This window comes from Halomonas bluephagenesis, assembly GCF_054790765.1.
In genome coordinates this window covers 2,978,896-3,004,378 of the sequence record NZ_CP133631.1, presented here as the reverse complement: position 1 = coordinate 3,004,378, position 25,483 = coordinate 2,978,896, and the positions used below count along the sequence as shown (strand labels likewise).

23 protein-coding genes are annotated in these 25,483 nt (G+C 51.5%); 15 read left to right on the top strand and 8 right to left on the bottom strand.

Features of this window, described 5'->3' with window-relative positions; translation table 11 throughout:
* The first annotated feature begins 60 nt into the window (after nucleotides 1-60).
* Complete coding sequence (locus tag REH51_RS13550; protein ID WP_083817049.1) at nucleotides 61-492, top strand: hypothetical protein; 432 nt, start codon at nucleotides 61-63, stop codon at nucleotides 490-492.
* Here REH51_RS13550 and REH51_RS13545 read toward each other — a convergent pair.
* Nucleotides 409-2,904 (bottom strand): mechanosensitive ion channel family protein, encoded by a 2,496-nt coding sequence (locus REH51_RS13545; protein ID WP_009722367.1) that lies wholly within the window; start codon nucleotides 2,902-2,904, stop codon nucleotides 409-411. The two genes, REH51_RS13550 and REH51_RS13545, sit on opposite strands and share 84 nt — an antisense overlap.
* 128 nt (nucleotides 2,905-3,032) lie before the next feature.
* Here REH51_RS13545 and REH51_RS13540 point away from each other — a divergent pair, with 128 nt between their 5' ends.
* Together REH51_RS13540 and REH51_RS13535 are read left to right on the top strand one after the other, a co-directional pair.
* Nucleotides 3,033-4,040, top strand: coding sequence for an amidoligase family protein (locus REH51_RS13540; protein WP_009722366.1), 1,008 nt, complete (start codon nucleotides 3,033-3,035; stop codon nucleotides 4,038-4,040).
* A gap of 29 nt (nucleotides 4,041-4,069) precedes the next feature.
* Entirely contained in the window at nucleotides 4,070-4,741 is a 672-nt protein-coding gene (locus REH51_RS13535) for a gamma-glutamyl-gamma-aminobutyrate hydrolase (RefSeq protein WP_009722365.1), read from the top strand.
* Nucleotides 4,742-4,763: 22 nt separating this feature from the next.
* Here REH51_RS13535 and tpx read toward each other — a convergent pair whose 3' ends face one another.
* Nucleotides 4,764-5,267: a thiol peroxidase gene (gene tpx / locus REH51_RS13530; protein ID WP_498936070.1), complete on the bottom strand. Its 504-nt coding sequence runs from the start codon at nucleotides 5,265-5,267 to the stop codon at nucleotides 4,764-4,766.
* Nucleotides 5,268-5,389: 122 nt separating this feature from the next.
* Here tpx and REH51_RS13525 point away from each other — a divergent pair, with 122 nt between their 5' ends.
* A complete protein-coding gene (locus tag REH51_RS13525) occupies nucleotides 5,390-6,106 on the top strand; it encodes a glutamine amidotransferase (protein WP_009722363.1) in 717 nt (238 codons plus the stop codon).
* Here REH51_RS13525 and nfi read toward each other — a convergent pair.
* Both nfi and REH51_RS13515 read right to left on the bottom strand, forming a co-directional pair.
* Nucleotides 6,099-6,791 carry a deoxyribonuclease V gene (gene nfi / locus REH51_RS13520; RefSeq protein ID WP_009722362.1) on the bottom strand — a complete coding sequence of 231 codons (693 nt, stop codon included), beginning with the start codon at nucleotides 6,789-6,791 and terminating at the stop codon, nucleotides 6,099-6,101. The two genes, REH51_RS13525 and nfi, sit on opposite strands and share 8 nt — an antisense overlap.
* A 160-nt stretch (nucleotides 6,792-6,951) precedes the next feature.
* Nucleotides 6,952-8,664, bottom strand: a complete 1,713-nt coding sequence (locus tag REH51_RS13515) for a DEAD/DEAH box helicase (RefSeq protein ID WP_498936068.1) — start codon at nucleotides 8,662-8,664, stop codon at nucleotides 6,952-6,954.
* A 507-nt stretch (nucleotides 8,665-9,171) separates the two neighbouring features.
* Between REH51_RS13515 and REH51_RS13510 the strand changes: the two genes are divergently transcribed.
* Nucleotides 9,172-9,369 carry a CsbD family protein gene (locus REH51_RS13510; RefSeq protein ID WP_009722360.1) on the top strand — a complete coding sequence of 66 codons (198 nt, stop codon included), beginning with the start codon at nucleotides 9,172-9,174 and terminating at the stop codon, nucleotides 9,367-9,369.
* 60 nt (nucleotides 9,370-9,429) lie between these two features.
* On the top strand, nucleotides 9,430-9,912 hold the full coding sequence (locus REH51_RS13505; RefSeq protein ID WP_009722359.1) for a PRC-barrel domain-containing protein: 483 nt from the start codon (nucleotides 9,430-9,432) through the stop codon (nucleotides 9,910-9,912).
* A 131-nt stretch (nucleotides 9,913-10,043) separates the two neighbouring features.
* Here REH51_RS13505 and REH51_RS13500 read toward each other — a convergent pair whose 3' ends face one another.
* Nucleotides 10,044-11,066, bottom strand: a complete 1,023-nt coding sequence (locus tag REH51_RS13500) for a glutathione S-transferase family protein (protein WP_009722358.1) — start codon at nucleotides 11,064-11,066, stop codon at nucleotides 10,044-10,046.
* A 98-nt stretch (nucleotides 11,067-11,164) separates the two neighbouring features.
* A complete protein-coding gene (locus REH51_RS13495) occupies nucleotides 11,165-12,085 on the bottom strand; it encodes a LysR family transcriptional regulator (RefSeq protein ID WP_498936066.1) in 921 nt (306 codons plus the stop codon).
* A 626-nt stretch (nucleotides 12,086-12,711) separates the two neighbouring features.
* On the opposite strand from REH51_RS13495, the gene REH51_RS13490 reads away from it, so the two are divergent.
* Entirely contained in the window at nucleotides 12,712-14,373 is a 1,662-nt protein-coding gene (locus REH51_RS13490; RefSeq protein ID WP_498936064.1) for a peptidoglycan DD-metalloendopeptidase family protein, read from the top strand.
* A 114-nt stretch (nucleotides 14,374-14,487) separates the two neighbouring features.
* Here REH51_RS13490 and REH51_RS13485 read toward each other — a convergent pair whose 3' ends face one another.
* Nucleotides 14,488-16,128, bottom strand: coding sequence for a L,D-transpeptidase family protein (locus REH51_RS13485; RefSeq protein WP_009722355.1), 1,641 nt, complete (start codon nucleotides 16,126-16,128; stop codon nucleotides 14,488-14,490).
* Nucleotides 16,129-16,229: 101 nt separating this feature from the next.
* Between REH51_RS13485 and REH51_RS13480 the strand changes: the two genes are divergently transcribed.
* From REH51_RS13480 to REH51_RS13445, 8 genes are all read left to right on the top strand, one after another.
* Nucleotides 16,230-16,955 (top strand): murein L,D-transpeptidase catalytic domain family protein, encoded by a 726-nt coding sequence (locus REH51_RS13480; RefSeq protein ID WP_009722354.1) that lies wholly within the window; start codon nucleotides 16,230-16,232, stop codon nucleotides 16,953-16,955.
* A 229-nt stretch (nucleotides 16,956-17,184) separates the two neighbouring features.
* On the top strand, nucleotides 17,185-18,282 hold the full coding sequence (locus tag REH51_RS13475; protein WP_498936062.1) for a methyl-accepting chemotaxis protein: 1,098 nt from the start codon (nucleotides 17,185-17,187) through the stop codon (nucleotides 18,280-18,282).
* Nucleotides 18,283-18,402: 120 nt separating this feature from the next.
* Nucleotides 18,403-19,422: a patatin-like phospholipase family protein gene (locus REH51_RS13470; protein WP_009722352.1), complete on the top strand. Its 1,020-nt coding sequence runs from the start codon at nucleotides 18,403-18,405 to the stop codon at nucleotides 19,420-19,422.
* Nucleotides 19,423-19,722: 300 nt separating this feature from the next.
* On the top strand, nucleotides 19,723-21,075 hold the full coding sequence (locus REH51_RS13465; RefSeq protein ID WP_498936060.1) for a NarK family nitrate/nitrite MFS transporter: 1,353 nt from the start codon (nucleotides 19,723-19,725) through the stop codon (nucleotides 21,073-21,075).
* A gap of 104 nt (nucleotides 21,076-21,179) precedes the next feature.
* Nucleotides 21,180-22,463: a nitrate regulatory protein gene (locus REH51_RS13460; RefSeq protein WP_009722350.1), complete on the top strand. Its 1,284-nt coding sequence runs from the start codon at nucleotides 21,180-21,182 to the stop codon at nucleotides 22,461-22,463.
* Between the two features lie 82 nt (nucleotides 22,464-22,545).
* On the top strand, nucleotides 22,546-23,232 hold the full coding sequence (locus tag REH51_RS13455) for an SDR family oxidoreductase (RefSeq protein ID WP_009722349.1): 687 nt from the start codon (nucleotides 22,546-22,548) through the stop codon (nucleotides 23,230-23,232).
* A gap of 133 nt (nucleotides 23,233-23,365) precedes the next feature.
* Nucleotides 23,366-24,358: an LLM class flavin-dependent oxidoreductase gene (locus REH51_RS13450; protein ID WP_498936058.1), complete on the top strand. Its 993-nt coding sequence runs from the start codon at nucleotides 23,366-23,368 to the stop codon at nucleotides 24,356-24,358.
* 23 nt (nucleotides 24,359-24,381) lie between these two features.
* Complete coding sequence (locus REH51_RS13445; RefSeq protein WP_498936056.1) at nucleotides 24,382-24,876, top strand: GNAT family N-acetyltransferase; 495 nt, start codon at nucleotides 24,382-24,384, stop codon at nucleotides 24,874-24,876.
* Nucleotides 24,877-24,903: 27 nt separating this feature from the next.
* Here REH51_RS13445 and REH51_RS13440 read toward each other — a convergent pair whose 3' ends face one another.
* The gene (locus tag REH51_RS13440) at nucleotides 24,904-25,452 is read right to left on the bottom strand and encodes a DUF1415 domain-containing protein (RefSeq protein ID WP_009722346.1); all 549 of its coding nucleotides are present in this window, start codon (nucleotides 25,450-25,452) and stop codon (nucleotides 24,904-24,906) included.
* Nucleotides 25,453-25,483: the final 31 nt, after the last annotated feature.

Genomic DNA, 25,483 nt, shown 5'->3' with positions numbered 1-25,483 from the left:
CTACTGTTAACGATTAAGGGCTAAGCGCCCAAACCGACAGTGAGTATCAACTCGAACATTATGCGCGATTTGTATCAACGACTGACACTGACACCCGACGCGAGTGATCACGAAATCAAAAGCGCGGTGGCACGCTGCCCAAACAGTGCATTGCGCCAAGACGCTGAAACCGTGCTGGGCGCTGCAGAGCACCGTGACGCTTATAACAAGCTCCACAAAACGGTCAGTGACATAGGCCAATTGCGGGCAAGGCTGGGACTAACACACGGCGCTCATTGGCAGGGAGATGTGGCCAATGACTTTTCCCTGCCACCCGATAATGCTATTTCGCGCCATGACGAGTTAATTGATCGCGTTAGTCTAGCGGTATCACTTTATAACCGCTGGAGGCGCTTCAAAGGCCCGTGGTTACTCGTCGCCCTGTTCACCATTGGTGCTGGCATGGGTCTCGCCTTTGGGCTCACCCTGGGCTTGGGGCTTGGCATGGGATGATGCCCCTGCCCGCTCGCGGTCATCTTGGCGCGTTTCAGCCTTTGTTGGGCGCGGAGCAGGTTTTGGCGGCGTAGGCCGCTTCCGTGAGCTACCGTCGTCATCGCTGGCCTTATCCCCTCGGGCATTGTCAGTCGGCTCGTCTAGCGTGAAATCCGTGCCAGCACTCTCTTTTCTCGTGCTCTCTTTTCTCGTGCTCTCGTCGGGCATACGATCTTGCCTGCTATCTTCTGAGCGCGCTTCCATGCTGACGCTGAGACGCGGTACGCCCAGGTCGATTTCCTGAGTTTCCATGCGTTGCTTCAATAGCAGGTTAAAGGCACGCGATACGTCCCACTGCATTTCTGGTGCGGTGCGAAAACGCATTCGCAAAATAGGGCAACCATCTTCAAAGCCCTGCACACCCTGCATTTCTAAAGGTGACCAAATATAGTGGCGCATCATGGGGTCTTTGCGTAGCTCTTGCGCTGTCTCTTGCATCAGCGTAATTGCATCATCAATTTTCATCGCATAGGGGATACGAATACGCATCAGCGCAATCCCGAACTGGCGCGACATGTTATGAATCGACTCAATGCGGCTAAAGGTAATGATATGAACAACACCATCTAAATCACGCAGCTTCACGGTACGCAGTGTTAGCCCTTCAACGGTTCCCATGTGGCCGTTAATCTGAACGAAGTCGTCAACTGCCAGGGAGTCTTCAATCAGGATAAAGATCCCGGTGATTAAATCCTGCACCAACGTTTGGGCACCAAAACCAATCGCCAGGCCGATAACACCCGCACCAGCAAGTAGTGGCGTAACGTTAACGCCAAGATTTGCTAACCCGGCAATTACCGCAATGATCAAAATCGTGACAAAAATCACATTGCGAATCATCGGCGTAATGGTTTGCGCCCGGGCTTGATTCACTCGCCTACCGCGAGAGCGCGCGGATGATGTTAGCGCCCGCTGAATCGCCGTATCAGCAAAAATCCATACCAGCCAAGCCAGCAAAATGGTTGAACCCAGACTTACCAAGGCTTGGCCAATACGGGCACTGGCTACCGCTTGCTGACCAAGCCCAAACAACGACCCTCCCCAAACCTGCATAAACAGTTCAGCGAACACCATCCAGGCGCAAAGGTGGGCAAGTACAAAGCCAAAGCGCTCTAAACGCTTACGATATTGGCTGTAACGACGACGATGGCGGCGTTTACCTAAGCGTTCTGACTGACGTCTCAGCAAGCCCGTCACCACTAGCGTCAACACCAACAAGCTTGCCGAGATAATCGAGCGTGCAAGCGCTGTTCCCACATCCCCCACGGTGATGAAGATCGCCAACAATGACCCCCCCACCATCAGCAGCGCAGGAATATGCCAGAGGCCGCCCAGCGCACGAATCATCTCAACGGCAGCACTTGCATCGCGGCGCTGCTTGTAAGGGCGGTTACAAATCAGATGACGAACGGGGCGTTTAAACTTAAATATGAAGCGTGCAGACAGCAGAGCAGCTAGCATATTCGCAAGGACAGACACTAAGCTGGATAGTTCGCTACCCAACAGCTCTACTAAACGGGTGGAGTTCACCGCGTCGCCCAAGGCGATTAATGCGCCAATGACAAACAGGCCGCGCAAGGCTTTCTGTTGCAGCACCTGCACCGCTGTAAAACGATGGCCTCGGCTGAAAAACGCAATGACCGTTTCAATCACCACCGACAGTGCGCGACCACACACACACACATAAGCGACAACCAATACAATCGTGCGGCCGGAGCTGTACGGCAATATTTGTCCAACCCCCAGCGTAATCGCGAAAGACAGCGCCCAGGGCAGCATGCGACGTAAAAAGTGTACAGCCAATAACCATGCTTTTGGATCTCGAGGTAAGTCCAGAGGCCATTCCCGCCGTCTGGCGATCAAGCGCCCAAACGCAATCATAACGACCAACAGTACGACCCAAACAACTGCAAGGACGGCACCCTCTGCCACGGCGCGTACCGCTTCACCCTGGTCAGCACCATCATTTAATGCGCGTAAATCGGCAGCCCCTTGCACCAATTGCCGTGACCATTCATCAATCGGCGAGTCACCTGCCTGAGCGTGCTCGCCAATATCGGTCAGCGTATCTGCTAATGCACCCAGCAGGCCTTGATGGACGATTTTGTCCTCTTCGGTCGCATCAGTGGCAAGCTGTAATTCTCGCAGAGAGTCGAGCAGCGCTTTACGCTGTTCTTCGCTCTCCAGCATTGTGATCACATCGTTAAGCGAGTTTTGGAAGCTTTCACCACTGACGTTCTGCTCTTCCGATGCGTCATTGCCCCCACCCAGGCTAGGCAGCGAAACGCTCTGCGCCTGAGCATGGGTCATCAGACCTATGAGTAGCGTCAAAAAAACGCTTAACACGATATTGATTGTCCAGTGCTGTCGCACATTTGACTCCTGGAAATAGACCGACACAACACGCCGGTTAGTTAGCGTTTACTTAACTTAATACCCTCAGCCTTAATGCGTGACTATGATAGGCTGTTGGCTTAAACGTTCACCTCAAGGATACCGAGATGACGCTGCAAGCTCCTCCTAACCGTACAAATAGTGACGGAAAAACAAGGCGTGTCGGTGTTGAAATTGAATTCGCCGGACTTCCGCCGCGTGATACCGCTAAACTGGTACGCGAGCTATTTGGGGGTGAGCTTAACGTGGTAAGCCCCCATCGGCTACTGGTAGAAGCGACTCGATGGGGCGAGTTCGGCATTGAGTTGGACACCCAGTATGCTCATCCTGATAAGACGCTACTAGAAGAACACCATGAAGGCGACAGTGAATGGGCACGCCAGCAGCACCAGCGTCGAATAGAGTTCCATCAAAAAACCCGCGAACTTATTGGCGACATGGTGACAGGCTTAGTGCCTACGGAAATTGTCTGTCCACCGATTCCCTGGGATGAACTGGACCAACTAGACCAGCTATTTGGCGCCCTTCGTGACAAAGGAGCGAAAGGCACGGATGCCAGCTTACTCTACGGATTTGGGCTGCATCTAAACCCTGAAGTAGAACGACTTGACGTTGATTACCTTCTAGCAATGATGCAAGCGTATTTACTGCTCGCCAGTTGGCTGCGCGATGAAATCAAAGTCGACATTACCCGTGAGGTATTGCCCCACGCTAATCCATTTCATAAAGAGTACGCGCTTAAAGTCCTGAATTCCGGCTATCAGCCCGACTTAGATACGTTTATCGATGACTATTTACACTACAACCCTACTCGGAACCGGGAGCTAGACCTACTGCCGCTGTTTGCGCACCTGCGACCCGACCATCCCCATGAGTTGCTGCATAGCCAGCTCACTAAACCACGCCCAACGTTTCATTATCGGCTACCGAATGCGCAGCTTTCACAGCCTGGTTGGGGGTCAGTAGTGGAGTGGAACCGCTGGGTTGAGGTAGAAAAGCTGGCCGCAAACAGTGACGTGCTGCGTGCACGCTGTAATGAGTATATTGCTGAACACAGCCAGCCTTGGTGGAGACGCTGTAAAACGAAGCTGCTTGGCTTATTCAAGTCATCCTAAATACACTGCCTTAGTGAGAACTTGCCAGCATGTCTCGACCGCTTATTGGGATTACAACTTCTGATCAAAAAAGCCACCTAGCTTGGTGGTTTGACTGGTTCGCCGTATGGCGACATGGCGGTAAACCACTTCGCTTGTCCCCTTCACGTCCCCTGCCAGAACACTTAGACGGGCTAATTATTGGTGGCGGCGATGATATTCAAGCACATCTTTACGGTGATGAAGTACAGCTAGACGTGCGGCTGGATCCGGCCCGTGATGAACTGGAACTCAACCTACTCGGCCGATTTATTCCGCAAAACACTCCTGTGTTAGGCATTTGTCGAGGGGCTCAGCTAATCAACGTTCACTTGGGCGGCACCCTCGACCCTGATATTTACACTACCCACGAAGGGCTTAAGCGGCGACGCACGGTTCTACCGCGTAAGACAGTGGATATAGTCGGAGGGAGCAAGCTTTATCAGCTATTGGGCGTCACGTGGTGCCGTGTGAATAGCCTGCATCATCAGGCGGTCAATAAAGCGGGTGACGGCATCAATATTGTTGCCCGCGACCGGGACGGACTGGTGCAGGGAATTGAATCCACAAAACATGATTTTTTGATCGGCGTTCAGTGGCACCCAGAGTGGCTTATTTTCAACCGCCCCCAGCAACGCTTGATTAGTGCACTGGTGGCGGCTGCTAAGCAAAGTGCACGCTAGATACCTGCGCACTGCCGTCTGGCTAGCCTTTTAAGGCTGCCAGCGCGGCCTCATAATCAGGTTCGTTTTTCAGCTCGCTCACAAGCTCACTGTGCAACACACGGTTGTCCGCATCGAGCACTACCACGGCACGCGCGCACAATCCTTCCATTGCACTATTCGCTAACGCGACACCCCAGGCTTCTTGGAACTCTCGGTGGCGAAAGGTAGACAGGGTTTCAACGTTATCTAACCCCTCTGCGCCACAAAAGCGCTTGGCTGCAAAAGGCAAATCAGCAGACACCACCAGCACAACAGTGTCGTCCAACTCCGAGGCCAGCTCATTAACCCGCCGAGTAGACACCGCGCAGGTGGGTGTATCCACACTCGGGATAATATTCAGCACTTTGCGCTTGCCCGAATAAGTATCGAGGGTTACATCTTCTAAATCGGCATTGGTGAGCGTCATCAGCGGAGCCGTTTGGCCTGGGGCAGGCAGCGTACCTGCAACGTCCATGGGCTCGCCAGCACGAGTTATCTTTTGCATTTTAGGCTCCTAATATAAAGCGAAAAAGGTGTATGGTGAGAATTATCACCTTACAGGGTAATGCCCTGATTGGGCTAACCTTTCCTCTCTAACCTTTCCTCTGACAGGACAACGAGAACGCCATGGCCTCTTTAGTCATTATCAAAACCGGTGACGCCTTCCCTGAAGTGGTCGACCAATACGGTGATTTCGAGCAACTCTTTATCAATCAACTTTCGACGGCACTGCCTGAACATCTGTCGCTCAGGGTTTGGGATGCCCGCAAACAAGGCGTTCCCCCTTCCCCTGCATCATTTGCCGGCATTATGCTCACGGGTTCTCACAGCATGGTGAGCGAACAGGCAGCGTGGAGCGAGGCGCTAAAGCCTTGGCTTCAGCAGGCGTTAGCCGAGAACGTCCCAATGCTTGGCGTGTGCTATGGCCATCAGTTGATGGCGTCAGCATTCGGCGGCATTAGTGATTACCACCCCGCAGGAAGAGAGTCTGGAACGCACAACGTACGTCTCACCCAAGCAGGTCATCAAGACCCTCTGTTTAGCAAGCTGCCCACGCAATTCCCGGCCCACTTGACCCATGCCCAGTCCGTCATGCAACTGCCCCGCAACACCACGGTATTGGCTCATAACAGTCACGATGCTCATCAAGCACTACGTTATGGCCCTCGCCAATGGAGTGTGCAATTTCATCCAGAGTTCACCCGACCAGTAATGCATGCTTATATCGAGCGCCAGAAAGCCATATTGCGCGACCAAGGTGATAATCCTGACGCGCTCATAAACGCCATTACCGACACCCAAGCGGCCACTGGCCTACTGCGCCATTTCCTGCGCTTTACGTAGGTCGCTTTTGGTCGCGTCTTGACGCAAGCCGGTCCGCTAACCGCGTGGGTTCTGGTAACTTGGTGCGCCCTAAACAGCGCACCACCCAGTCCAGCGACGTTTCAAGGGATAATCGATGACCAGGCGACACAAATACCGGCTTTACGTTTGCCCGCGAACGCAGCACAGCGCCAATAACGTCTTTACCTGATGTTAGAGGCACCCAATCACCACGCGTATTTCCCACTTCTGCATGCTGCCCCGTTAATCGGGACTTAGCGATGCCGATCGTCGGTAAATTTAGCCATAGCCCCAAGTGAGCGGCTACGCCAAGTCGTCGAGGATGTGCAATTCCCTGGCCATCGACCATTACCAGTTCTGGTGTGATCGTAAGCTTAGTGAATGCTTCCAGAGCTGCTGGGATCTCACGAAAAGAGAGCAGACCAGGAATATAAGGCATACGTGTTGGCTCACGATGAACCACTTGCTCAACCATAGCCAAGTGCTGCGTGGTGTCAGGCTGCCACTTTAGAACAACCACCGCCGCGCGAGTGATCTCACCATCCGCTTCAAACCCAATATCCACCCCAGCAACGTGGTGTACGGGGCCGATACGATCCGTGGTTTCAAGTCGTTTCGCCAGCACTGTTTGCAGCGCTACGGCCTCTTTTGGAGCTAAATTCCAGTCATGTAGCGGTGCGTCCATGCAGCCTCCTTTTACTGAACCATCATCATACTAACGTAGCTCAACTTCCCAGCTGCAATTAGAGGCAAAAAAATCCCCTTAAGCCGCTGGGCGTAAGGGGATAGAACGATCGTTAAACGTCGTTTTAAAGCACCATTAAAATATGGCGCTATACATTAACTTAAGCGCGTTCGCGGCGACGAACTGGTGCATCACCGTCATCACGACGACGACGTGGAGCACGCTCAGGTGCACTGTCTTCACTAATTTCTAACGGGCGACCAGCAACGCGGGCACGCGCCATTTTCGCCAGAATAGTGGAAGGCAGGCCACTGGGTAGCTCAACTACCGAGAAAGCGTTGCGAATATCGATACGACCGATACGCGCGCCTTCGATGCCGCCTTCATTCGCCAGTGCACCAACCAGTTGACCAGGCTTAACGCCATCTTTATGGCCAACAGAAACACGGTAACGAATCATTCCTTCGCTAGGCGCGCTTGAACGCTCGCGACGGCCACCTGGCTTACCACCAGGAGCGCTATCACGCGGAGCACGTTCTTTACGCGGTGCTTGCAAGCGACCAATAGGCGCTTCGTCAGCACGCGCCATCGCGGCAAAAGCACAGGCTAGCTCAACGGCGTCATGACCTTCTTCTACCAAGCGCTCAACCAATGCACGTTGCTCTTCAGCACCTTTGGTCAAGGCCGCCACAACGCGATGGTGGAACACTTCATCACGGTGAGCGCGAATAGCCGCTTCGTCTGGCAGCGGCATTTCAGTCATTTTCTGACCGGTCGCCTGCTCCATCCAGCCCACTTTACGGCCTTCACGGAAACCAGCGAAAGTAATCGCGATACCGCTACGGCCCGCACGACCGGTACGACCGATACGGTGGGGGTAGGCTTCTGCGTCTTGCGGCAGATCGTAGTTAATAACATGAGTAATACGCGACACGTCAAGACCGCGTGCAGCGACGTCGGTCGCAATCAACACATCGACTTTGCCACGCTTCAAACGTGTAATGGTGCGTTCACGAAGACTCTGGTCCAGATCACCTGACAAACCTGCAGCGTTAACACCACGAGCCGTTAACTGTTCAACCAGCGTGGTACAGGCCGCACGGGTACGCACAAAGACAATGGCCCCATCAACTGGCTCAACTTCCAGAATACGTGCCAGGGCTTCAAGCTTAGCGCCACCATCAACGCGTACAATACGCTGCTCAATGTTTTCGCCGGTGGTCGTGCGCGACTCAATCGCGACTTTCACCGGATTAACCAAATAGCGGTTAACAATGCGCTCAATTTCAGTCGGCAGCGTTGCCGAGAAGAACACACGCTGAGCATCTTTTGGGGTATCGGCAACCACGCGTTTTACGTCGTCGATAAAGCCCATGCGCAGCATTTCGTCAGCCTCATCCAGCACAAGTGCTGAAAGGCCATCGAGTTTCAAACTACCGCGATCAAGGTGATCGATAATACGGCCTGGGGTGCCAACAATGACTTGGGCACCGCGCTTTAGCGCACCTAGTTGTTCACGGTATTCTTGGCCGCCACAAAGGATCGCCACTTCAAGACCCTTAAGGTTTTGGCCATATTTACTGAACGAAGCCGCAACCTGCTGAGCAAGTTCACGGGTCGGAGCCATAACCAACACTTGAGGCTCGCGACGGGTAAGTTCTAAACGCGATAACAATGGCAATGCAAACGCAGCGGTTTTACCGGTACCAGTTTGTGCTTGGCCCAGCATATCGCGGCCTTCCAGCAACGCAGGAATTGTCTGCGCCTGGATTGGCGAGGGAATTTCGTAGCCTTGTGCTTCAACAGCAGAGAGAACGGCAGGCAACAGAGCAAGATCGCCGAAGCTCGGCGAAGCGACAGAAGTCGAGGTCATTAATCACACCTTGGTAGGCCGGCTGTACCGGCAAAAAACATCGTAAGCGTCTCTGACTCTGCTCGTTAATACGCGTGACAATGCATATTAATAAACAAGGATCCGCAGGGCGGATATCATCATCAGTGGAGTCGGAGACGCCGGTCGCACCTAGCATTCGGTTAGCAAACACCGCAGTAGCGGGCTAACCGCTGTGGCGACCTTCTGCGCCGATTTCACCCGTTTGGTGAAATACTGGAGGCGCGCCATCTTCACAGCAATGAACATCTGCAGTTGGCAAGATGTTCCCGCAAGCATTTCACTGCGTAGTCAAAGCTACATAGGAAATCGCTTATCGTCGTGATGGAGGGGTCAACACATGCGAGGAGGGCGCATACTAACACCGGCAGTAGCTCATGACCAGTTTTTTTACATTAACCGTTATTAACACTGCGACTTGCACATACTCACTGTTCGTCTAACCTGAGAAGTGCCTAATGATGTTCACTAACTTCAAGGAGTGATGCTATGAACTGGGATCAGATCGAAGGCAATTGGAAAGAAATGAAGGGAAAAGCCCGCGCTAGCTGGGGCGAATTGACTGACGACGAACTTACCCAGATTGGTGGCAAAAAGGATCAACTTGTCGGCAAACTACAGCAGAAATATGGCTTAGAACGGGAAGAGGCTGAACGTCGTGCCGACGATTGGGCAAACAGCTTTTAACGTATACCGCCCACTCTGAAAGTGTTAAATCGCACATTTATAGCTACATGGAGAGATGCTATGCGTAAGACAATGCTTACCACCGCTATCAGCACCGCCCTTTTAGGCAGCTTGGCCTTTGGTGTTCAGGCATCAACTGAACCCCAAGGTATGTATTCGGCAGATGACATCATGGATGCAGAGGTATTCTTCTCTGGCGGTTCTGGTGAAGAGATCGGTGAAGTCGAAGACATCCTTTTTGATGAAGAGATGCGTATTTCTGCGCTAGTGATTGAAAGCGGCGCAGTATTGGGCTTGGGTGGTCGTGAAATTGTCATTAACACCGACCAATTTACTCTGGAAACCCATACTGAGAGTGATGGCGATACCGAACATCGCATTATGCTCGAAGCTTCCCAAGAAGAGATTGAATCCTTTCCTACTTATGATCGTGATTGGTGGGAACAGACTAAAAGCAGTGCACGTGATGCATGGCAAACAACCAAAGAAGGCGCTCAAAGCGCTTGGCAGTCTACTCGCGAAGCCGTTAACGATAACCAGTAAGCTGCCAGCTCAAATCGCTTAACCTAGCGATTAATTAGCCAAATGGGCCACCTAGTTGCTAGGTGGCCCTATTTATTAGTAGCGACTTGTTAGTAGCGGCTTTTGAGAAGCTATCTTTATCTTTTTATAAATTATAATGCTCGACGACGAATGCCCTTCCCTGATAGGCGTTCACGATCATGGGTGCGTTCTAAATCCAGCAGCGGTCCGGCAGGCACAATGCGCGTTGGGTTAATCGTGTCGTGGCTGTAGTAGTAGTGGCGTTTTATATGATCCATATTGACCGTCTCTGCAATGCCCGGCCACTGATACAACTCGCGAACGTAATTTGCGAGATTTGGGTAATCTTCGATACGTTTTAAGTTGCACTTAAAATGACCGTAATAGACAGCATCAAAGCGAATCAGCGTGGTGAAAAGCCGAATATCCGCTTCTGTTAACCACTCCCCTGCTAGATAACGGTGCTCGCTCAAGCGTTTTTCCATGCGTTCTAAGGCATCGAACAGTGCTTGCACATGTTTTTCATACACGTGCTGCTCCGTCGCAAAACCCGACTTGTAGACACCGTTATTAATGTGCTCGTACACATCGTCGTTGATGTCATTAATAGTGCTACGCAAGTCGTCAGGGTAAAAATCTAAATCGTTACCGGTCAACTCATCAAACGCGCGATTAAAAATGCGCATCAAATCAGCCGACTCATTATTAACGATTGCGCTACGCTGCTTATCCCAAAGCACCGGCACCGTGACACGGCCTGTATAAGCTGAGTCGGTCATGGTGTAGAGCTGATAGTGATAGTCGACGTGATTGACAGGGTCTCCGCTGGCGCCCTCACTTTGGTCATACGTCCAGCCCTTATCCAGCATCAACGGGCTGACATGAGAAGCGCCAATGAGTGATTCCAGCCCTTTTAATTTGCGCATAATCAGAATTCGATGCGCCCAAGGACAGGCTAGAGATACATAAAGATGGTAACGGTCTGATTGAGCAGGGTAGCTCTGCCCTTCTCTTTCTTTGCCTGACGGTGCATCCATCATCGCATCATCACCTACCCAGTCGCGAAGCTGGGCAGACTCGCGGACAAATTCTCCACCATGCTTTTTAGTGTCGTACCACTGATCAACCCATTCGCCGTTAACAAGCAGTCCCATCGGGCGTCTCCTGTTGTAATAATCGTATGCCATAAACGTATTAATAGTGCTGATTACATTTAGCATACGCCCGCCCCACCGATGCTCAAGCGGATGTTTTACGGCGATTCATTCGATGAAATCGAATCCTTAGGACAGAGCTCGCTTACTCCCCGCTTCAATGCCTGTGCCATGGCATGCGCTGCGGGGCCAGCTTGATCTCGGTCTCTGAATATTAATTGCATAGGCACCATTCGTACCCCACCCGCACTGAGCGGCAACGGTTTGAGCTGTCCACTTGAAAGTTCATCAGCAATACGGGTCTCTGGCATCCAGGCAAATCCAAGCCCACGCTTCAGCATATCTAATGACGTATTTAAGTGACTCACCGTCCATCGTTGCTCCGCTTTCAACCAGCCGGAATTAGTCGACTGGCGTAGCGCTGAATCGCGCACTACTAATTGCCGATGCTGGGTAAGATCCCGCAAGTCTAGCGAGCGACTAAGCTGGTGTAACTCATGGCTTGGGTGCGCAACGGCTATAAACCGGACGTTCACCAGCGGCTCACCTAAATACCCTTGAGCCGCAATCCCTGAGACCACCAGGTCGGCACGACCATCGTGGAGCATTTCCGTACCACCATTTAGTACGCTCTCATGCAACTGCACTCTGACCTGAGGATACATTTCTGAGAAACGCTCAAGTGCTTTCGCTTGGGCAGCCGCTGGAAAAATCTGGTCAATAGCGACCACGACTTCAGCTTCCAGGCCTGCAGCCAAACGGTTAGCCACATCTTCTAAAGAGGCGGCACTTTCAATTAACTGACGTGCTCGACGCAGTAAGAGTTCGCCCGCTTCGGTTAAGCGCACCTGCCTACCTACCGGCTCCAGCACCTGAACACCCAACTGCTCTTCTAGCTTATGCACGGCATGGTTAAGCGTAGATGGGCTTTTGTGTATAGCCTCGGCCGCCCGCGCAAACCCACCATGGTCAACAACGGCTGCCAGCATCTGCCACTGTGCAAGAGTTACTCGAGACATTTCGATTCCCTCGACGCTAAACAGCGAAATAATCCGCTTAATCTTCGAAAAACCCTTATAGAATGCCAGGAAAAAGCGCTGAGTACTTGCTTGCAAACAATTATTCCTAGGTATCAGGCTGCCTAAGGGGCCATCTGACACGACCACCCTCTAAATCACTGACAATCGACATTAGCTCTGTCAAGCACAGCAAAAAAAACAATTCGTTACAAAAAAGTGAAGATGCAATGCCTAACGCCTTATATGCAAATTACCTGAAGATCGTTTCATGGACGTGATGAGCTTTCATGCAACGCAAAGCTTGACAAAACATCCACAAAACCAAAACAAAAGCATTACATGATTAATTTAACTTCTAAATTTGACGAAAAATGTTGATTAGCGTCATTTCTCTATGGTTAATTAGTACGTCTACTTAGCTCTCAATTGTTATTTCGTAAAGTTACTTTTTTTAGCAAACAGCGTTCATAAACAATATTACTTACTTATTACTTCCGTATTCCAACGGAAGTACATTTAGTGTATGGACATACAGTCTGTTCACCCTCACCGTCATGGGGTATGGTTCTTGGGTTTACTTTCTTTCATGTTACTCATTTATCACGAACTCGGCGGCCCATTTACCCATGTTGCGAATTCTTCATTCGCTGCCCCGCACGCATAAATTGTTACTGTTACCCGTGGCCACAATGGTCACTGTGCTGGGCACACAAAAATTAATTACGACCTATCACGACTTAAACCAACCTCACACACCTCTGGAAAGCGTGCTTGTTCCGCTTCCCAGTGATTCGGCGCCGGGGGGTCCTTCGTTGCGCCAAGAGCGCCCCCCCGTTGCTGAAGCCATTGATCGAGCCTCACGTGCTCTTGATGCCACGCGCGAACATATTCCGTTGCAGGACCTCGCGGCTACGGAAATCGTCGATCTGGATGTCATTACAAGCGCCGAAGCCTCGATGGCTAGCGCCAAGACTGACCCCTACATTAATGCCCAGCTTGATGACGGCGCGCTTCATATGGCCGTAGTATTAGGGACTCTCTCAAGCGGCATGCTCGATGTTGACAACACTGCTTCCGTTGAAATCGCCGATGCCACTTCGTACGAAGATTATGGCGCTGAGCTGTTTGATGACATCTCATTTCTCGAGCTGGAACTTGCTGCAGACGAACCCTACGTTCCAAAGTGGAAAACACATATTGTTGAATCGGGTGAGACCTTCGCGCTGCTAGCACAGAATAAGCTAGGCCTTGGCTATAGCGAAGTGCTGACGCTGCTAGATGACCTTCCAGATCCACGTATGCTTACTCATTGGCGTGCTGGTAACAGTTTCGACTATCAATTAGATGAAGATGGTCGCTTACTGTCGTTACGCATGATGAAGAATACTCGCGATGGTATCTTGCTTGAGCAAGATGAAGAGCACTTTGCAGCAACCGTTATTGAGCGCCAGGGTGAAGCGGTACAGCGTCTCTACGCAGGTAGCGTAAGCGGTAGTTTTGCACGCTCCGCCCAGGCAACTGGCCTGAGTAGCGGTGCCGTTACTGAGCTCACTCGACTACTTGAGAAGAAACTCGACTTTCGCCGCGACAGCCGTCGTGGTGATCGCTTCCAAGTGCTAGTTGAGTCAGACATGATTGATGGGGAAGCGTTTGATTCTCGTGTCCTTGCCGTTAAATACAATGGCGAACGCATGGACTTAACGCTTCTTCGTAATGCCACCGATAGCAATTTCTATACGCCTGAAGGAAGCAGCTTAGACCCTGCTTTCTCGCGCTATCCGTTTGAAGGTAATTACCGTTTAAGCTCTAACTTTAATCCGCGCCGCAAACACCCGGTGACGGGCCGTATAAGCCCACATAACGGTACCGACTTTGCGATGCCCATTGGTACTCCGATTACTGCACCGGCCAGCGGCCGAGTAGAGCGAGTGGGCAACCATCATGCTGCCGGGCGCTACATTGTCGTTCGCCATGACAACGGTTATCGCACCCGCTATTTACATCTTTCACGTCCACTTGTGACTCAAGGCGAACGTATTGAGATGGGCGAGCGCATTGCGCTTTCAGGTAATACAGGGCGTAGCACGGGGCCTCATTTACACTATGAAGTCATCGTCAATAACACTCCAGTGAACGCGATGAGCGTAGAGCTGCCTGAAAACACCAGCCTCAGCGGCGACACGTTGATTGCTTTCCAGCGCCAAGCCGAACCCATGCTGGCAGCACTGGATAGCGGTGAAACAGGCACTATCAGTGTTGCAAGTTACGAACGCCAAGATGAGCAGTAACGTTACTTGCTCTGCATTAAACAGTAACGCCGCCCTCTGGGCGGCGTTACTGTTTTAGGCAGACCTTGTCTTATAAACCGTTCTTATAAACAGCCCAAAAATCTGCCCACCACATTATGCAGCTTGTAACAATGCGGCTAACAGGTCAGCGTCACGGCGGTAAATATCATCACGGAACTCCACTTCCCCCTGGGCATTTGGCCAGGCAGTCAGGTAGTGCAATGCGACAGGAATGCGCTGTGGGAGATTAACATTACGGTCACTTCCACTGCTGTTAAGCAATGATGATAGCTGGTAGCGACTGCCACTATCCTGAAGCAATAACTGTGCAAATTCCGTTACACCCTCAACGCGCACACAACCAGAGCTTAGCGCTCGCTGAGACCGCTGAAACAGCCCTCTTGCTGGCGTATCGTGTAGATAGATCATTTCATTGTTAGGAAAACGCACGACCACGCGGCCTAACGGGTTACCGCCACCTGATACTTGACGCAGCATCACCGCACCAGGTCGCTGCCAGTCAATAGCGTCAGCGTCTAGCCGTTCGCCGGAGGGACTTAACACTTGAATATTTCGCCGTGCTAAATAGCCAGGGTCTCGTCTTACCTGAGGTAAAACATCCTCACGCATTATGGTCGGCGGGATAGTCCAAGAAGGATTCACGGTTAAGTGACTAATTGCCGAATGAATAATAGGCGTTTCGCGCCGCGGTGTACCAACGACCACTCGAGCATCCCAGTGCTCACCATTGGGCCGAGTGTAATGCAATCGATAACCCGCAATATCAACCCATACTCGCGGCTCATTGGTTTGAGTAGGCCTGATCCACCGAGCTCGCTCTAAATTGACACGAAGTTGATCGATACGCGACGTAACAGGTGTATTCAATGCAAGTCGCGTGCGCTCACCCACAACGCCATCTTCTTGTAACTGATGGCGACGTTGAAATTGCTTAACTGCCCGTTCTAACTCAGCATCGTAGGTACGCTGGTCACTAACCACTGACTGGGCCTCAATCATTGGATAAGCACTGCTATCCGCCGCCAGCAAATCGGTTTCTCCCCAATAGGCCAAGCGCTGTCGCAATACCAGCACATCTTCATTGGCATCACCTGGGCGTAACGCCTCATCGCGGCCCGTCAGGTAGGGAACACTGTCTTTTTCCGCCAGCGTACGATAATGACGTAGCGCATCACGTAGCTGAGCGTACTCAGCCGATGAGGGCCTGACATAATCAAGCGCGCCCTGAATATCGCCATTTTCGACCGCATGGGCAATGCGCAGTAAAGAGTAGCGACGCTCAGGCCTGGGGATATCCCATTTAGGCTCAACTTCATTTGGATTTACCTTGCCCCGTGAGAGATGCTCAAGCGCTAGCAACAATGCTTTCGTGGCCTGAATATCAAAATCAGCTTGGGCCAACGTACTTGCTTGCTGGCTAGTCTGAAATGCGTCCATCAGGTCGCCAGCGCTATAATCACCGGGGGCCAAGCCATCATCTTCAAGACTATTTAGCGCGTCCACCAGCGCTTCAACACGATTGCTATCTTGCCAGACTGGCCGTTGATCTAGCTGTTGATAAAAGTCACCAACAGGCAGTAACGCACTTGTTTGAGCATCTACACGCTGAGCTAATGCCTGCTCAAGTGAGCCTGGGTCAGCTTGCGCGCTGGTAATTAACTGAGGCGCTTGGATCAGCGTCAGACATAGAGCCATCCCTATCGCCCATCGTCTTAGTAACTGTGTCTCGTTCATCGCCCCTCCTTGCGTTACTATTCATCATTGTTGCGGCACTTCCTTTCATCATAGCCGTTTATGCACACCCTTCGTCGATATCTATTGTGAGATTGCACTCTATGCCTTTATATCTGCGTGCTTCTGCTGTCATTATTTCTTTGCCATTAGCGTTATTAAGCCTTCCTTTGCAAGCGGCTAGCTATTTCTCTCAAGTAGCCTCCACACCACCTCACGGTGTTTCGCCATTACATCATCAACTGCTCCAACTAGCGCCATCGGCAACGCCAGAAGCGCTAAGACTCGCCGCTCAATCACTTAGCTGCGCTGACCCAACCGCTGAGCGTTTAGCCGTCATTGATTACTCGCTTCCGTCTACCGAGCCACGGCTGTGGGTCTTCGACCTACATCAACATAAGCTGCTATTTGAAGAGCTCGTTTCCCACGGGCAAGGCTCTGGCGATGCGTTGGCAGAGGTTTTCTCCAACACCCCTGAGAGTCACCAATCCAGCATCGGACTCTTTCGCACAATGAATAGTTATTATGGTCGTAATGGCTATTCGTTGCGCCTGGATGGCTTAGAGCCAGAGGTCAATGACCTCGCGTTTGAGCGGGCGATTGTAATCCATGGCGCTGACTATGTTAGCGACGACTTTATTACGCAGACCGGCAGGCTGGGACGTAGCCACGGTTGCCCTGCCGTACGCGAAGACATCACGTATCCGCTTATCGACAGTTTGAAAGAGAACCAGTATGTCTTCGCCTACTACCCTGATGAAGAGTGGTTAGCGACGTCACAGTTTCTGCGCTGCCCAAGCGGCAACGCTCCTCACTTAGCCCAACGCTGATAACGTTCTCATCAGAATACCCGAGCGGTTAAACCACCTACTCTGTAAGGTCGGTCTTTTAGACTGGTCTTCGAGACTGAGCCAGATACATTAAAAAACATAGCCGCCAAAAACGCAAGAGACTGGTTTTCATCATTAATACAAGGTAATTCAGGCACGCACGGCAACCACCTGCAATACTTTGTGACAAAACATCACAAAGCTAACTACTATTTTGCAGGTACTGGCCATGTTTGCTTTTATGCACCCTTATCAAACTATCCATCGCCTAGAACAAGAAGTAGCGGCGTTGAATGCCCAGTTAGATATCGAAAAAAAGCGTCACGGCTGTCGCGCAATCAGCTTGATGACGCCTGTTGAGTCACTCAGCATGCTTCAGGCCAGAGGCGCAGATATGCTTTGCTCGTTGAGCAAGGGCGTAGAAGTCCACGCTCAGCATCTTGCTGCCGAGCAATCGACACTCACCGACACCTTCGGCCGGCTCCATAAAGCCGAGCAAACCGCACAAACATTGCAACAACCCCGCCAACGCTGCCAGCAAACAGACGCGTATTTATCGTCTTCTTTAGTGACCGAGCAAGCCTTTCACGATATACGCCAGCTAAGTGTCGAATTAGGGCATAACGCAGGTCACACACAAGCGCTAGCCATCACTGCGGCCTTGGAAGTCGCTCACTTCCATGAGCAACCGGCAGGCATGCCAGCGATTGTGCAGGACCTGCAGGAATTATCAGAACACTCTCAGCAATTAGCGCATCAGCTAGCGCAATGGATCGAGCGCACCACATCGCAAGTAAATGAAGATGCAAAGATCCGTGATTATCAGCAGCAGGAAATAAAGGCTCTAACCAGCGCCGCCCAATCAGCAGAGCAGGTAATTGAGCAGTTGATAGACCAGTCACGACATATGTATAAGGTCATACACCACAGTACAACCACGGCTTATTTGCACGCCACCAAACTTGAGCATGCAGTATGGAAAAGCCGCCTTTATAGGCAGCTACTCTCTGCCCACCTCGAAGAGAGTTTAGAAGATCATCAGCACTGCACACTTGGGCACTGGTACTTTATGGGTGATGGTCGTCGCTATAAGCACACGGAAGCTTACAAAGCGCTGGCGGCGCCACATAAGCGTTTCCATGAAAGCGGTTTAGAAGCGCTGAAATTTGCCCGCCAAGGTGATCATAATGGTCAGCTTGCAGCGCTAGCCATGATGGAAGAGGCCAGCAGCCAGCTAGCGCTACAGCTTGATAAACTGATGGAGCATGCCGTTTATGAAGTTCCCCTTTCAACAGGACGCCCCTCGCCATTAGCAGATTCACCTTAATGGCATGCTGTGCGCCTTTTCGTGCTGCGCGCCTTTTTTGGAGACGTACACATATCACACGCTTTTATGCCATGCTGGGTGCGTTACCGCTTTTAATCATCCACTCAGCAGGGAACGGCTATGTCGCAGATCAAAAAGCTAGATCTCGCCTTACAGGGCGGTGGCGCCCACGGTGCTTACACCTGGGGGGTTATCGATCGATTGCTTGAAGACGACCGTATCGAGATAGAGGGCATCAGTGGAACAAGCGCTGGCGCGATGAATGGTGTGGTCATGGCAGACGCCCTCACCCGCGGTAACAAAGAGACGGCTCGGCAAGCGCTGCACCAGTTCTGGAAAGCGGTTAGTCGAGCAGGTATGACGAGTCCAATTCGCCGTTCACCACTAGACGTACTTACCGGAAACTGGTCTCTCGATCATTCCCCGGGTTACGTGGCCATGGACCTTTTAAGCCGGCTGGTATCCCCCTACCAAATGAACCCTCTTAATATTAATCCACTGCGCGATATTGTTGCTGAACATATTGATTTCGAACGCGTAAGACGCTGCGAACAGCTTAAACTGTTTGTGACGGCCACTAACGTTCGCACCGGAAAACAGCGTGTCTTTCGCCGCGAAGAGATGAGCGTAGACGCAGTCATGGCCTCAGCGTGCCTGCCTTTTGTATTTCAAGCGGTTGAGATAGAAGGCGAAGCGTACTGGGATGGCGGTTATATGGGCAACCCAGCGCTGTTCCCCTTGATGGAGGAGTGCAGCGCACGAGACATTCTGCTGGTACAAATTAACCCCATCAGTAGAGAAGAAGTCCCTACCTCCGCTTCGGCCATTATGAATCGGCTAAATGAAATTACCTTTAATTCCGCCCTAATTAAAGAAATACGCATGATTGCGCTACTTAAGCGCGCACTGGATGAACAGGGGATTGAAAACTGCTACCAGCAAGCGCTCTTCCACCGCATCAGTGGCGAACAGGCCCTAGCGGATCTCTCGGTATCTAGCAAAATGAATTCAGAGTGGGCGTTTCTATGTTATCTGTTTGACCAAGGGCGCGCCGCTGCCGAGCGCTGGCTAGAGGCTCACTTTGAGGAGATAGGTGAGCGTTCAACACTAGATATTGACGCCGTTTATTTGCACGAATAACCAGCACTCACGTGTCGCACTTCTACATCGCAGGTGCGCCACCTTGGTGCATCGCCAGCGACCACAACGCCCCTCCTATCAAACACACAAAAATAAATGGATGATTTTATTTACAAAATCATCTTATGGCGAACTAATTGCTTCACTCTTACTGAATGATGGTAGGCGTGGACCAGGCCCAACGGGTACGAGTGCGTCGAACCTGCCCTTCAATGGCGAAGGCATGTTCTCGTTAACAACATAGCGCCTTTCCAAGCGCCATGTTTTGACCCACTCGTATCGTGCTCTGTGAGGCCATCCATGGACATTCGCAATAAAGCTAACCGCATTCGGCTATTAAACTTTTCCACCCCTCAAATGCGCGCGTTCCACTTTTCTTGGTTCGCGTTCCATATCTGCTTTTTTGGCTGGGTTGGTATCGCACCACTAATGGCAGTGGTCCGTGAAGACCTATCACTTACCCAAACGCAGATCGGCAATACTATTATTGCCTCCGTTGCTATTACCGTTATTGTCCGTCTGCTGATTGGCGTGCTATGCGACAAAATTGGTCCTCGTAAAACCTATACCGGCTTGTTAATGCTAGGCGCTATACCCGTCATGGGCATAGGTTTTGCCAATAGCTTTGAGACCTTCTTGCTCGCTCGTTTGGCTATCGGCGCCATCGGTGCATCCTTTGTTATCACCCAATATCACACCACGATGATGTTTGCGCCGAATGTCGTTGGCACCGCCAATGCGACCAGTGCTGGCTGGGGTAACTTGGGTGGCGGTACCACACAAATTCTGATGCCGTTGATCTTCTCAGGTTTGCTAATGCTTGGCGTTAGTGAAACGCTGGGATGGCGTCTAGCGATGGTGGTGCCTGGTGTCGTGCTGTTCTTTACCGGGATTGGATATTGGTTGTTTACCCAAGACGCCCCCCATGGCAATTTTAGCGACCTGCGCGCCCGCGGTGAGCTACCCGAAGCCACAGGTGAAAATAGTGCAGTACAAAGTTTTCTAGCCGCCGCAAAGGATATTCGTGTATGGGCGTTGTTTATTGTTTATGGGCTCTGCTTCGGCGTTGAGTTAACGATCAACAATATTGCCGCTATTTATTTCTTCGACAAGTTTGACCTGACCCTGGCAACCGCTGGTTTAATCGCTGGTTTGTTTGGCCTTATGAATATTTTTGCCCGCACCCTTGGTGGCGTTTTTTCAGACCTATTCGCCAAACAAGGGGGTTTAAAAGGTCGAGTCCGCTGGCTGTTTATCGCCTTGGTGTGTGAAGGAATAGCGCTCATTGCCTTCTCACAAATGCATATCTTAAGCCTCGCAATCGGCATCATGCTGGTATTTAGCCTGTTTGTTCAGATGGCTGAGGGAGCGACATTTGGTGTGGTGCCCTTTATTAATAAAAAAGCACTGGGGGCTGTTGCGGGTATTGTGGGTGCGGGTGGAAACGTGGGCGCCGTATCTGCAGCTTTTCTGTTCCGTAGTGAAAGTCTTGGTTATCAACAAGGGCTTTTTTACCTCGGCATTACCGTATTAGTGCTCGCTTCTTGTGTACTGGTAGTACGTTTCAGCGATGCTACAGAAGCTGAAGAAGCAACAGCCTATCGTGATGCGGTTGGCGACGATACGAACGCAGGCGCACTCTCGCTGCGTTAGTGTTCACTTACCCCCTCTGTACGCTTTATCCGCGACGATTTTTTGCGACACGTTGTTGCGACAGGGGGGACTTCATCTCAGGCGGGGAGTTAAAGGAAACCATTATGTCTTCAGCCCAACAGCTACTCTTAACCGCCCTTCGATGCGATATCGACAGTCTGCACCACTTAACCACTACCTCAGAAATCGTTGGCGATATTAGTGGTTTTATTCATGCACTCCAACGTGAACGAGGAGCCTCAACAATTTATCTTGCCTCTAAAGGTAAGCGGTTTGCCACTCGGCGAAAGGAATTTGTACAGCGTAGCCAAGAAGCTGAGACCGTTATGCGCCAGCGACTAGAAGCGCTTGCCGAAGAAGCACGGCCACAGGCAGCGGCACGCTTACTCAGGCGGATCGCTGCAGTGTGGCTTGCTCTGGATGACCTTGACACTTTGCGACAAGCAATCCATTCATTTGCAGTCTCCCCTGACGCGGCAACTCAAGCGTTTAACCACTTAATCAGCGGTCTTCTCGCTATTGTATTTGAAGCAGCAGACACCTCGGTAGACCCGGACATCACACGTGCACTGGTAGCTATTTTTCACCTTATGCAAGGCAAAGAGCTCGCTGGGCAAGAACGTGCCTGCGGTGCCTTTGGCTTTACCAGTGGGCATTTCGACGATGCCCATCGCGAGTTGATGAATCAATTAGTACGTGACCAGCAGCGCTGCTTCGATACCTTTGAAGAGTTTGCCTCGCCCGAGGCAGAGCTTGCTTGGCAACAGGCTCTCTCGCCGCGAACACTCGCGGGGATTCAACAGCTTCGCAACACTGCTTACCAGCATGCTTGCCAATATTCTCACCAAGAAACCCGCACAGACAAAGCGCTTGGCGAAACATGGTACGAACTAACCACATTACGTATCGATAGCATTAAGGCCGTTGAAGACACTCTAAATCGCCAGTTAACGGCGTTATGCCATCGAAAAATTGCTCAGGTGCATTCGACGTTAGAGAAGGCTAAAACACCCCTTAGCCAACCAACACTCGCTCCTTGCGAACAGCTCTTGGCCTTAAGCGATACTCAACCCTTAGGAGAGCTGACGGCCAGCGCCTTAACATCTCCATTAGGGCGTTCACTGATTGAGCTTGCTCACGCCCAATCGAGCCATCTTCAAGGTCTTAGTGATGAGCTGGAAAATACCCGCAAAGCACTTCGTGAGCGTAAGCTCATCGAACGTGCCAAAGGCCTTATTATGGCCTACCAGGAGATGACCGAAGAGGAGGCTTACCGGTTTTTGCGTAAAACATCGATGGATCAAAGTAAAAGCATGGCCGACATGGCGCAGTCGATACTCGATCTCTCATCCATGCTCAAACGCAAAGACGAAAAACACGCACACTAGCTGAACCAGCTCATTTGCAACACTGTGGGCAATTAGCCATTCTAATAGCTCCCCTTTCCTGAATGAGCTAGGAGCACACGATATGCAGCACCGTGTCCTAATGATCACTGGCGCCTCAAGTGGAATTGGTGCCGCCACCGCGCGAGCAGCCTCGCGTGAAGGCTATAAGCTAATACTTGCCGCCCGCTCTACCGACAAACTCACCGCACTGGCTCAAGAGCTTGGCCCCGAAAACGTGCTGACATGTGCGTTGGATGTCACCGACATGGCACAACAACAAGCAATGGTCGATCAAGCACTTGAAACATTTGGGCGTATAGATGCGGTCTTTGCAAACGCTGGGCGCGGTGGTTCTCCTGGAGGCTTTAGCGGTGCAGATCACGACGCCTGGCGCGAAATGATCCTGACCAACATTTACGGTGTAGGGCTAACGCTTCAGGCATGCCTTCCCGCACTAAAACGGAGCAAAGGGCATGTATTATTAACCGGTTCAGCCGCTGGGAGAACCACAATTCCAGGCTCGATGTACAGCGCCACAAAGTGGGCAGTGACCGGCATAGGCTACAATCTGCGAGAAGAACTACGCGGAACCGGAATGCGCGTTACTTTGATTGAACCCGGCATGGTGGATACCCCCTTCTTTGATAAGCCACCAGAGCATGCGCTCGAAGATCGCGATATTGCCAACGCCGTGATTTATGCGCTTTCCCAACCCCCTCACGTCGATGTGAACGAGATTTTGATTCGGCCAACGCCACCCACCGACTAACCGACGCTGCGAACGGGCAACAATGGCACCTTGCATTTCTTCTTGCATGCCCACATAACACTGGGATACCTAGCGTGCTAATAAATAACGCCGTAAATTTAGCCGTCCATACGCTTTTTAATGCAGGTGCCCCATGAGCCAACTCGCCAATACCGCCCTTTCTGTGCTGGACTTAGCACCGATTCGTCAAGGCGGTAGCGCTGAAGAAACGTTTCGCAATAGCGTATCCCTAGCACAACGGACCGAACAGCTCGGCTATACGCGTTACTGGCTGGCGGAACACCACAACATTGCTGGCATCGCGAGCGCAGCGACTGCCGTATTGATTGGTCATGTCGCTGGGCAAACATCCACTATACGCGTGGGCAGCGGTGGCATTATGCTGCCCAACCATCCTCCCCTGGTGATCGCTGAGCAGTTTGGCACCTTAGAAACGCTCTATCCTGGTCGGATTGATTTAGGGCTGGGCCGTGCACCCGGCTCAGATGGTGCCACCATGCAAGCGATGCGCCGCAATGCTCAGGCGGGCGTCGATGACTTTCCACAACTGCTTAATGAACTGCGAAGCTACTTAGCGGATGCGGACCCACAGCAGCGCGTGAAAGCCGTCCCTGGGCAGGGTACCCACGTACCTATCTGGCTACTCGGCTCTAGCGGCTATAGTGCGCAATTAGCCGCAAAACTCGGGCTCCCTTTTGCGTTTGCAGCCCAGTTTGCACCGGGATACTTATTTGAAGCGTTGCGGCTTTATCGCGATAATTTCCGGCCTTCGGAGCACTTGGATAAACCCCACGCCATGGTAGGGTTGCCCGTTATCGCCGCAGAAAGTGATGCTATGGCCCATTACTTGGCAACGACCTCTCAACAGAAATTCCTGAGCCTTATTCGAGGGAAGCCGACCCAGTCGCTGCCCCCCCTTGAACAGCTAGACTGGACACCGATGGAACGCTCTCAAGTAAGCCAATTCCTAGGCGCAGCCATTATTGGTGGACCCGATACGGTCAAAGCTGAACTAGAGGCATTTCAAGCACAGACAGGGGCCGACGAACTAATGATCAACAGCGATTTTTATGATCATGCCGACCGCTTGCGTAGCTACGAAATCGTGACAGACGTCGCTCGATAATCACTCGACTAAACGCCAAAACCATGACCACACTTAGCTTTACGCCAATGACGCAAGAGGACTTCGCTACTTTCTGGCCACACTTTCAATCCATTGTTGTGGCACAAGAAACGTATGCAATAGATCCAGACATTAGCTTTGAAGCGGCTTATACATTGTGGTGTAAGCAGCCCAAGGCGTCATTTGCGATAACAGATAACCAAGGCGAGTTACTAGGCACTTACTATCTAAAAGCCAACGCAGCAGGCCCTGGCCAGCATGTTTGTAACTGCGGCTATATGGTATCGCCTGCTGCCAGAGGAAAAGGTGTCGCCCGCGCAATGTGCGAGCACTCGCAACAGATAGCACGTCACTATGGTTTTGAAGCGATGCAATTTAATTCGGTGTTGGCCACTAACCAAGTGGCCGTCGCCCTATGGCAACGGCTAGGGGTTGCTATTGTCGGCACGATTCCCAATGCCTACCGGCATGCATCCCTTGGATTCGTTGATAGCTACGTGATGTATAAAGCGCTTTAATGGCCGCTTGATAAAAAGGGCATCGGATCATTTAAGACAGCGTTGCAATAGCTCTTCAGCAGCGGCGCTGCCTAATTCGGTTAAGTGGGCAATATTTCGCTCAGGAATTTGCTCCGTATCACCGTAAAAAGCAATGGCTTTTTCGACACTAGCCTCGCGCAACAGATGAACCATCGCATAGGGCGAACGGTTGGTGTAATTGGCTGCGTCTTCAGGTTCAGCATCGGCAAAACAGTAGTCAGGATGGAACGTTGCTAACTGATAGACCCCTTCATACCCCAATTCTGCCAGAAGATTTTCAGCAAGCTCTATATAGTCCAGGTAGTGGTCAAAGTTTTTAAACAGCGTGGGAAATATCAGTAGCGTGGTTTCCGTTTCTGGATGCTCATTTAACCACTCCACTTCGGCAATAAGCTCTTCCAATGCCACGTCGATTTTTTTCGAGCGCACTACCTCAACCCGAAGAGTACCGCCTTCAAGCTCGCGTTTAGCAAACGGGCATATATTGTGCCCAACAATAAACGTGCGCACCCATGCTAATGTCTGTTCCGCTATCTGGTTATCTGCCGCTTGCATTGCACCTACTACCTTACGTGGCGTGGCCGAA

Coding starts and splice junctions, on each gene's coding strand:
- REH51_RS13550 (WP_083817049.1), top strand. CDS start 61: ATGCGCGATTTGTATCAACGACTGACACTGACACCCGACGCGAGTGAT.
- REH51_RS13540 (WP_009722366.1), top strand. CDS start 3,033: ATGACGCTGCAAGCTCCTCCTAACCGTACAAATAGTGACGGAAAAACA.
- REH51_RS13535 (WP_009722365.1), top strand. CDS start 4,070: ATGTCTCGACCGCTTATTGGGATTACAACTTCTGATCAAAAAAGCCAC.
- tpx (WP_498936070.1), bottom strand. CDS start 5,267: ATGCAAAAGATAACTCGTGCTGGCGAGCCCATGGACGTTGCAGGTACG.
- REH51_RS13525 (WP_009722363.1), top strand. CDS start 5,390: ATGGCCTCTTTAGTCATTATCAAAACCGGTGACGCCTTCCCTGAAGTG.
- nfi (WP_009722362.1), bottom strand. CDS start 6,791: ATGGACGCACCGCTACATGACTGGAATTTAGCTCCAAAAGAGGCCGTA.
- REH51_RS13515 (WP_498936068.1), bottom strand. CDS start 8,664: ATGACCTCGACTTCTGTCGCTTCGCCGAGCTTCGGCGATCTTGCTCTG.
- REH51_RS13510 (WP_009722360.1), top strand. CDS start 9,172: ATGAACTGGGATCAGATCGAAGGCAATTGGAAAGAAATGAAGGGAAAA.
- REH51_RS13505 (WP_009722359.1), top strand. CDS start 9,430: ATGCGTAAGACAATGCTTACCACCGCTATCAGCACCGCCCTTTTAGGC.
- REH51_RS13500 (WP_009722358.1), bottom strand. CDS start 11,066: ATGGGACTGCTTGTTAACGGCGAATGGGTTGATCAGTGGTACGACACT.
- REH51_RS13495 (WP_498936066.1), bottom strand. CDS start 12,085: ATGTCTCGAGTAACTCTTGCACAGTGGCAGATGCTGGCAGCCGTTGTT.
- REH51_RS13490 (WP_498936064.1), top strand. CDS start 12,712: ATGTTGCGAATTCTTCATTCGCTGCCCCGCACGCATAAATTGTTACTG.
- REH51_RS13485 (WP_009722355.1), bottom strand. CDS start 16,128: ATGAACGAGACACAGTTACTAAGACGATGGGCGATAGGGATGGCTCTA.
- REH51_RS13480 (WP_009722354.1), top strand. CDS start 16,230: ATGCCTTTATATCTGCGTGCTTCTGCTGTCATTATTTCTTTGCCATTA.
- REH51_RS13475 (WP_498936062.1), top strand. CDS start 17,185: ATGTTTGCTTTTATGCACCCTTATCAAACTATCCATCGCCTAGAACAA.
- REH51_RS13470 (WP_009722352.1), top strand. CDS start 18,403: ATGTCGCAGATCAAAAAGCTAGATCTCGCCTTACAGGGCGGTGGCGCC.
- REH51_RS13465 (WP_498936060.1), top strand. CDS start 19,723: ATGGACATTCGCAATAAAGCTAACCGCATTCGGCTATTAAACTTTTCC.
- REH51_RS13460 (WP_009722350.1), top strand. CDS start 21,180: ATGTCTTCAGCCCAACAGCTACTCTTAACCGCCCTTCGATGCGATATC.
- REH51_RS13455 (WP_009722349.1), top strand. CDS start 22,546: ATGCAGCACCGTGTCCTAATGATCACTGGCGCCTCAAGTGGAATTGGT.
- REH51_RS13450 (WP_498936058.1), top strand. CDS start 23,366: ATGAGCCAACTCGCCAATACCGCCCTTTCTGTGCTGGACTTAGCACCG.
- REH51_RS13445 (WP_498936056.1), top strand. CDS start 24,382: ATGACCACACTTAGCTTTACGCCAATGACGCAAGAGGACTTCGCTACT.
- REH51_RS13440 (WP_009722346.1), bottom strand. CDS start 25,452: ATGCAAGCGGCAGATAACCAGATAGCGGAACAGACATTAGCATGGGTG.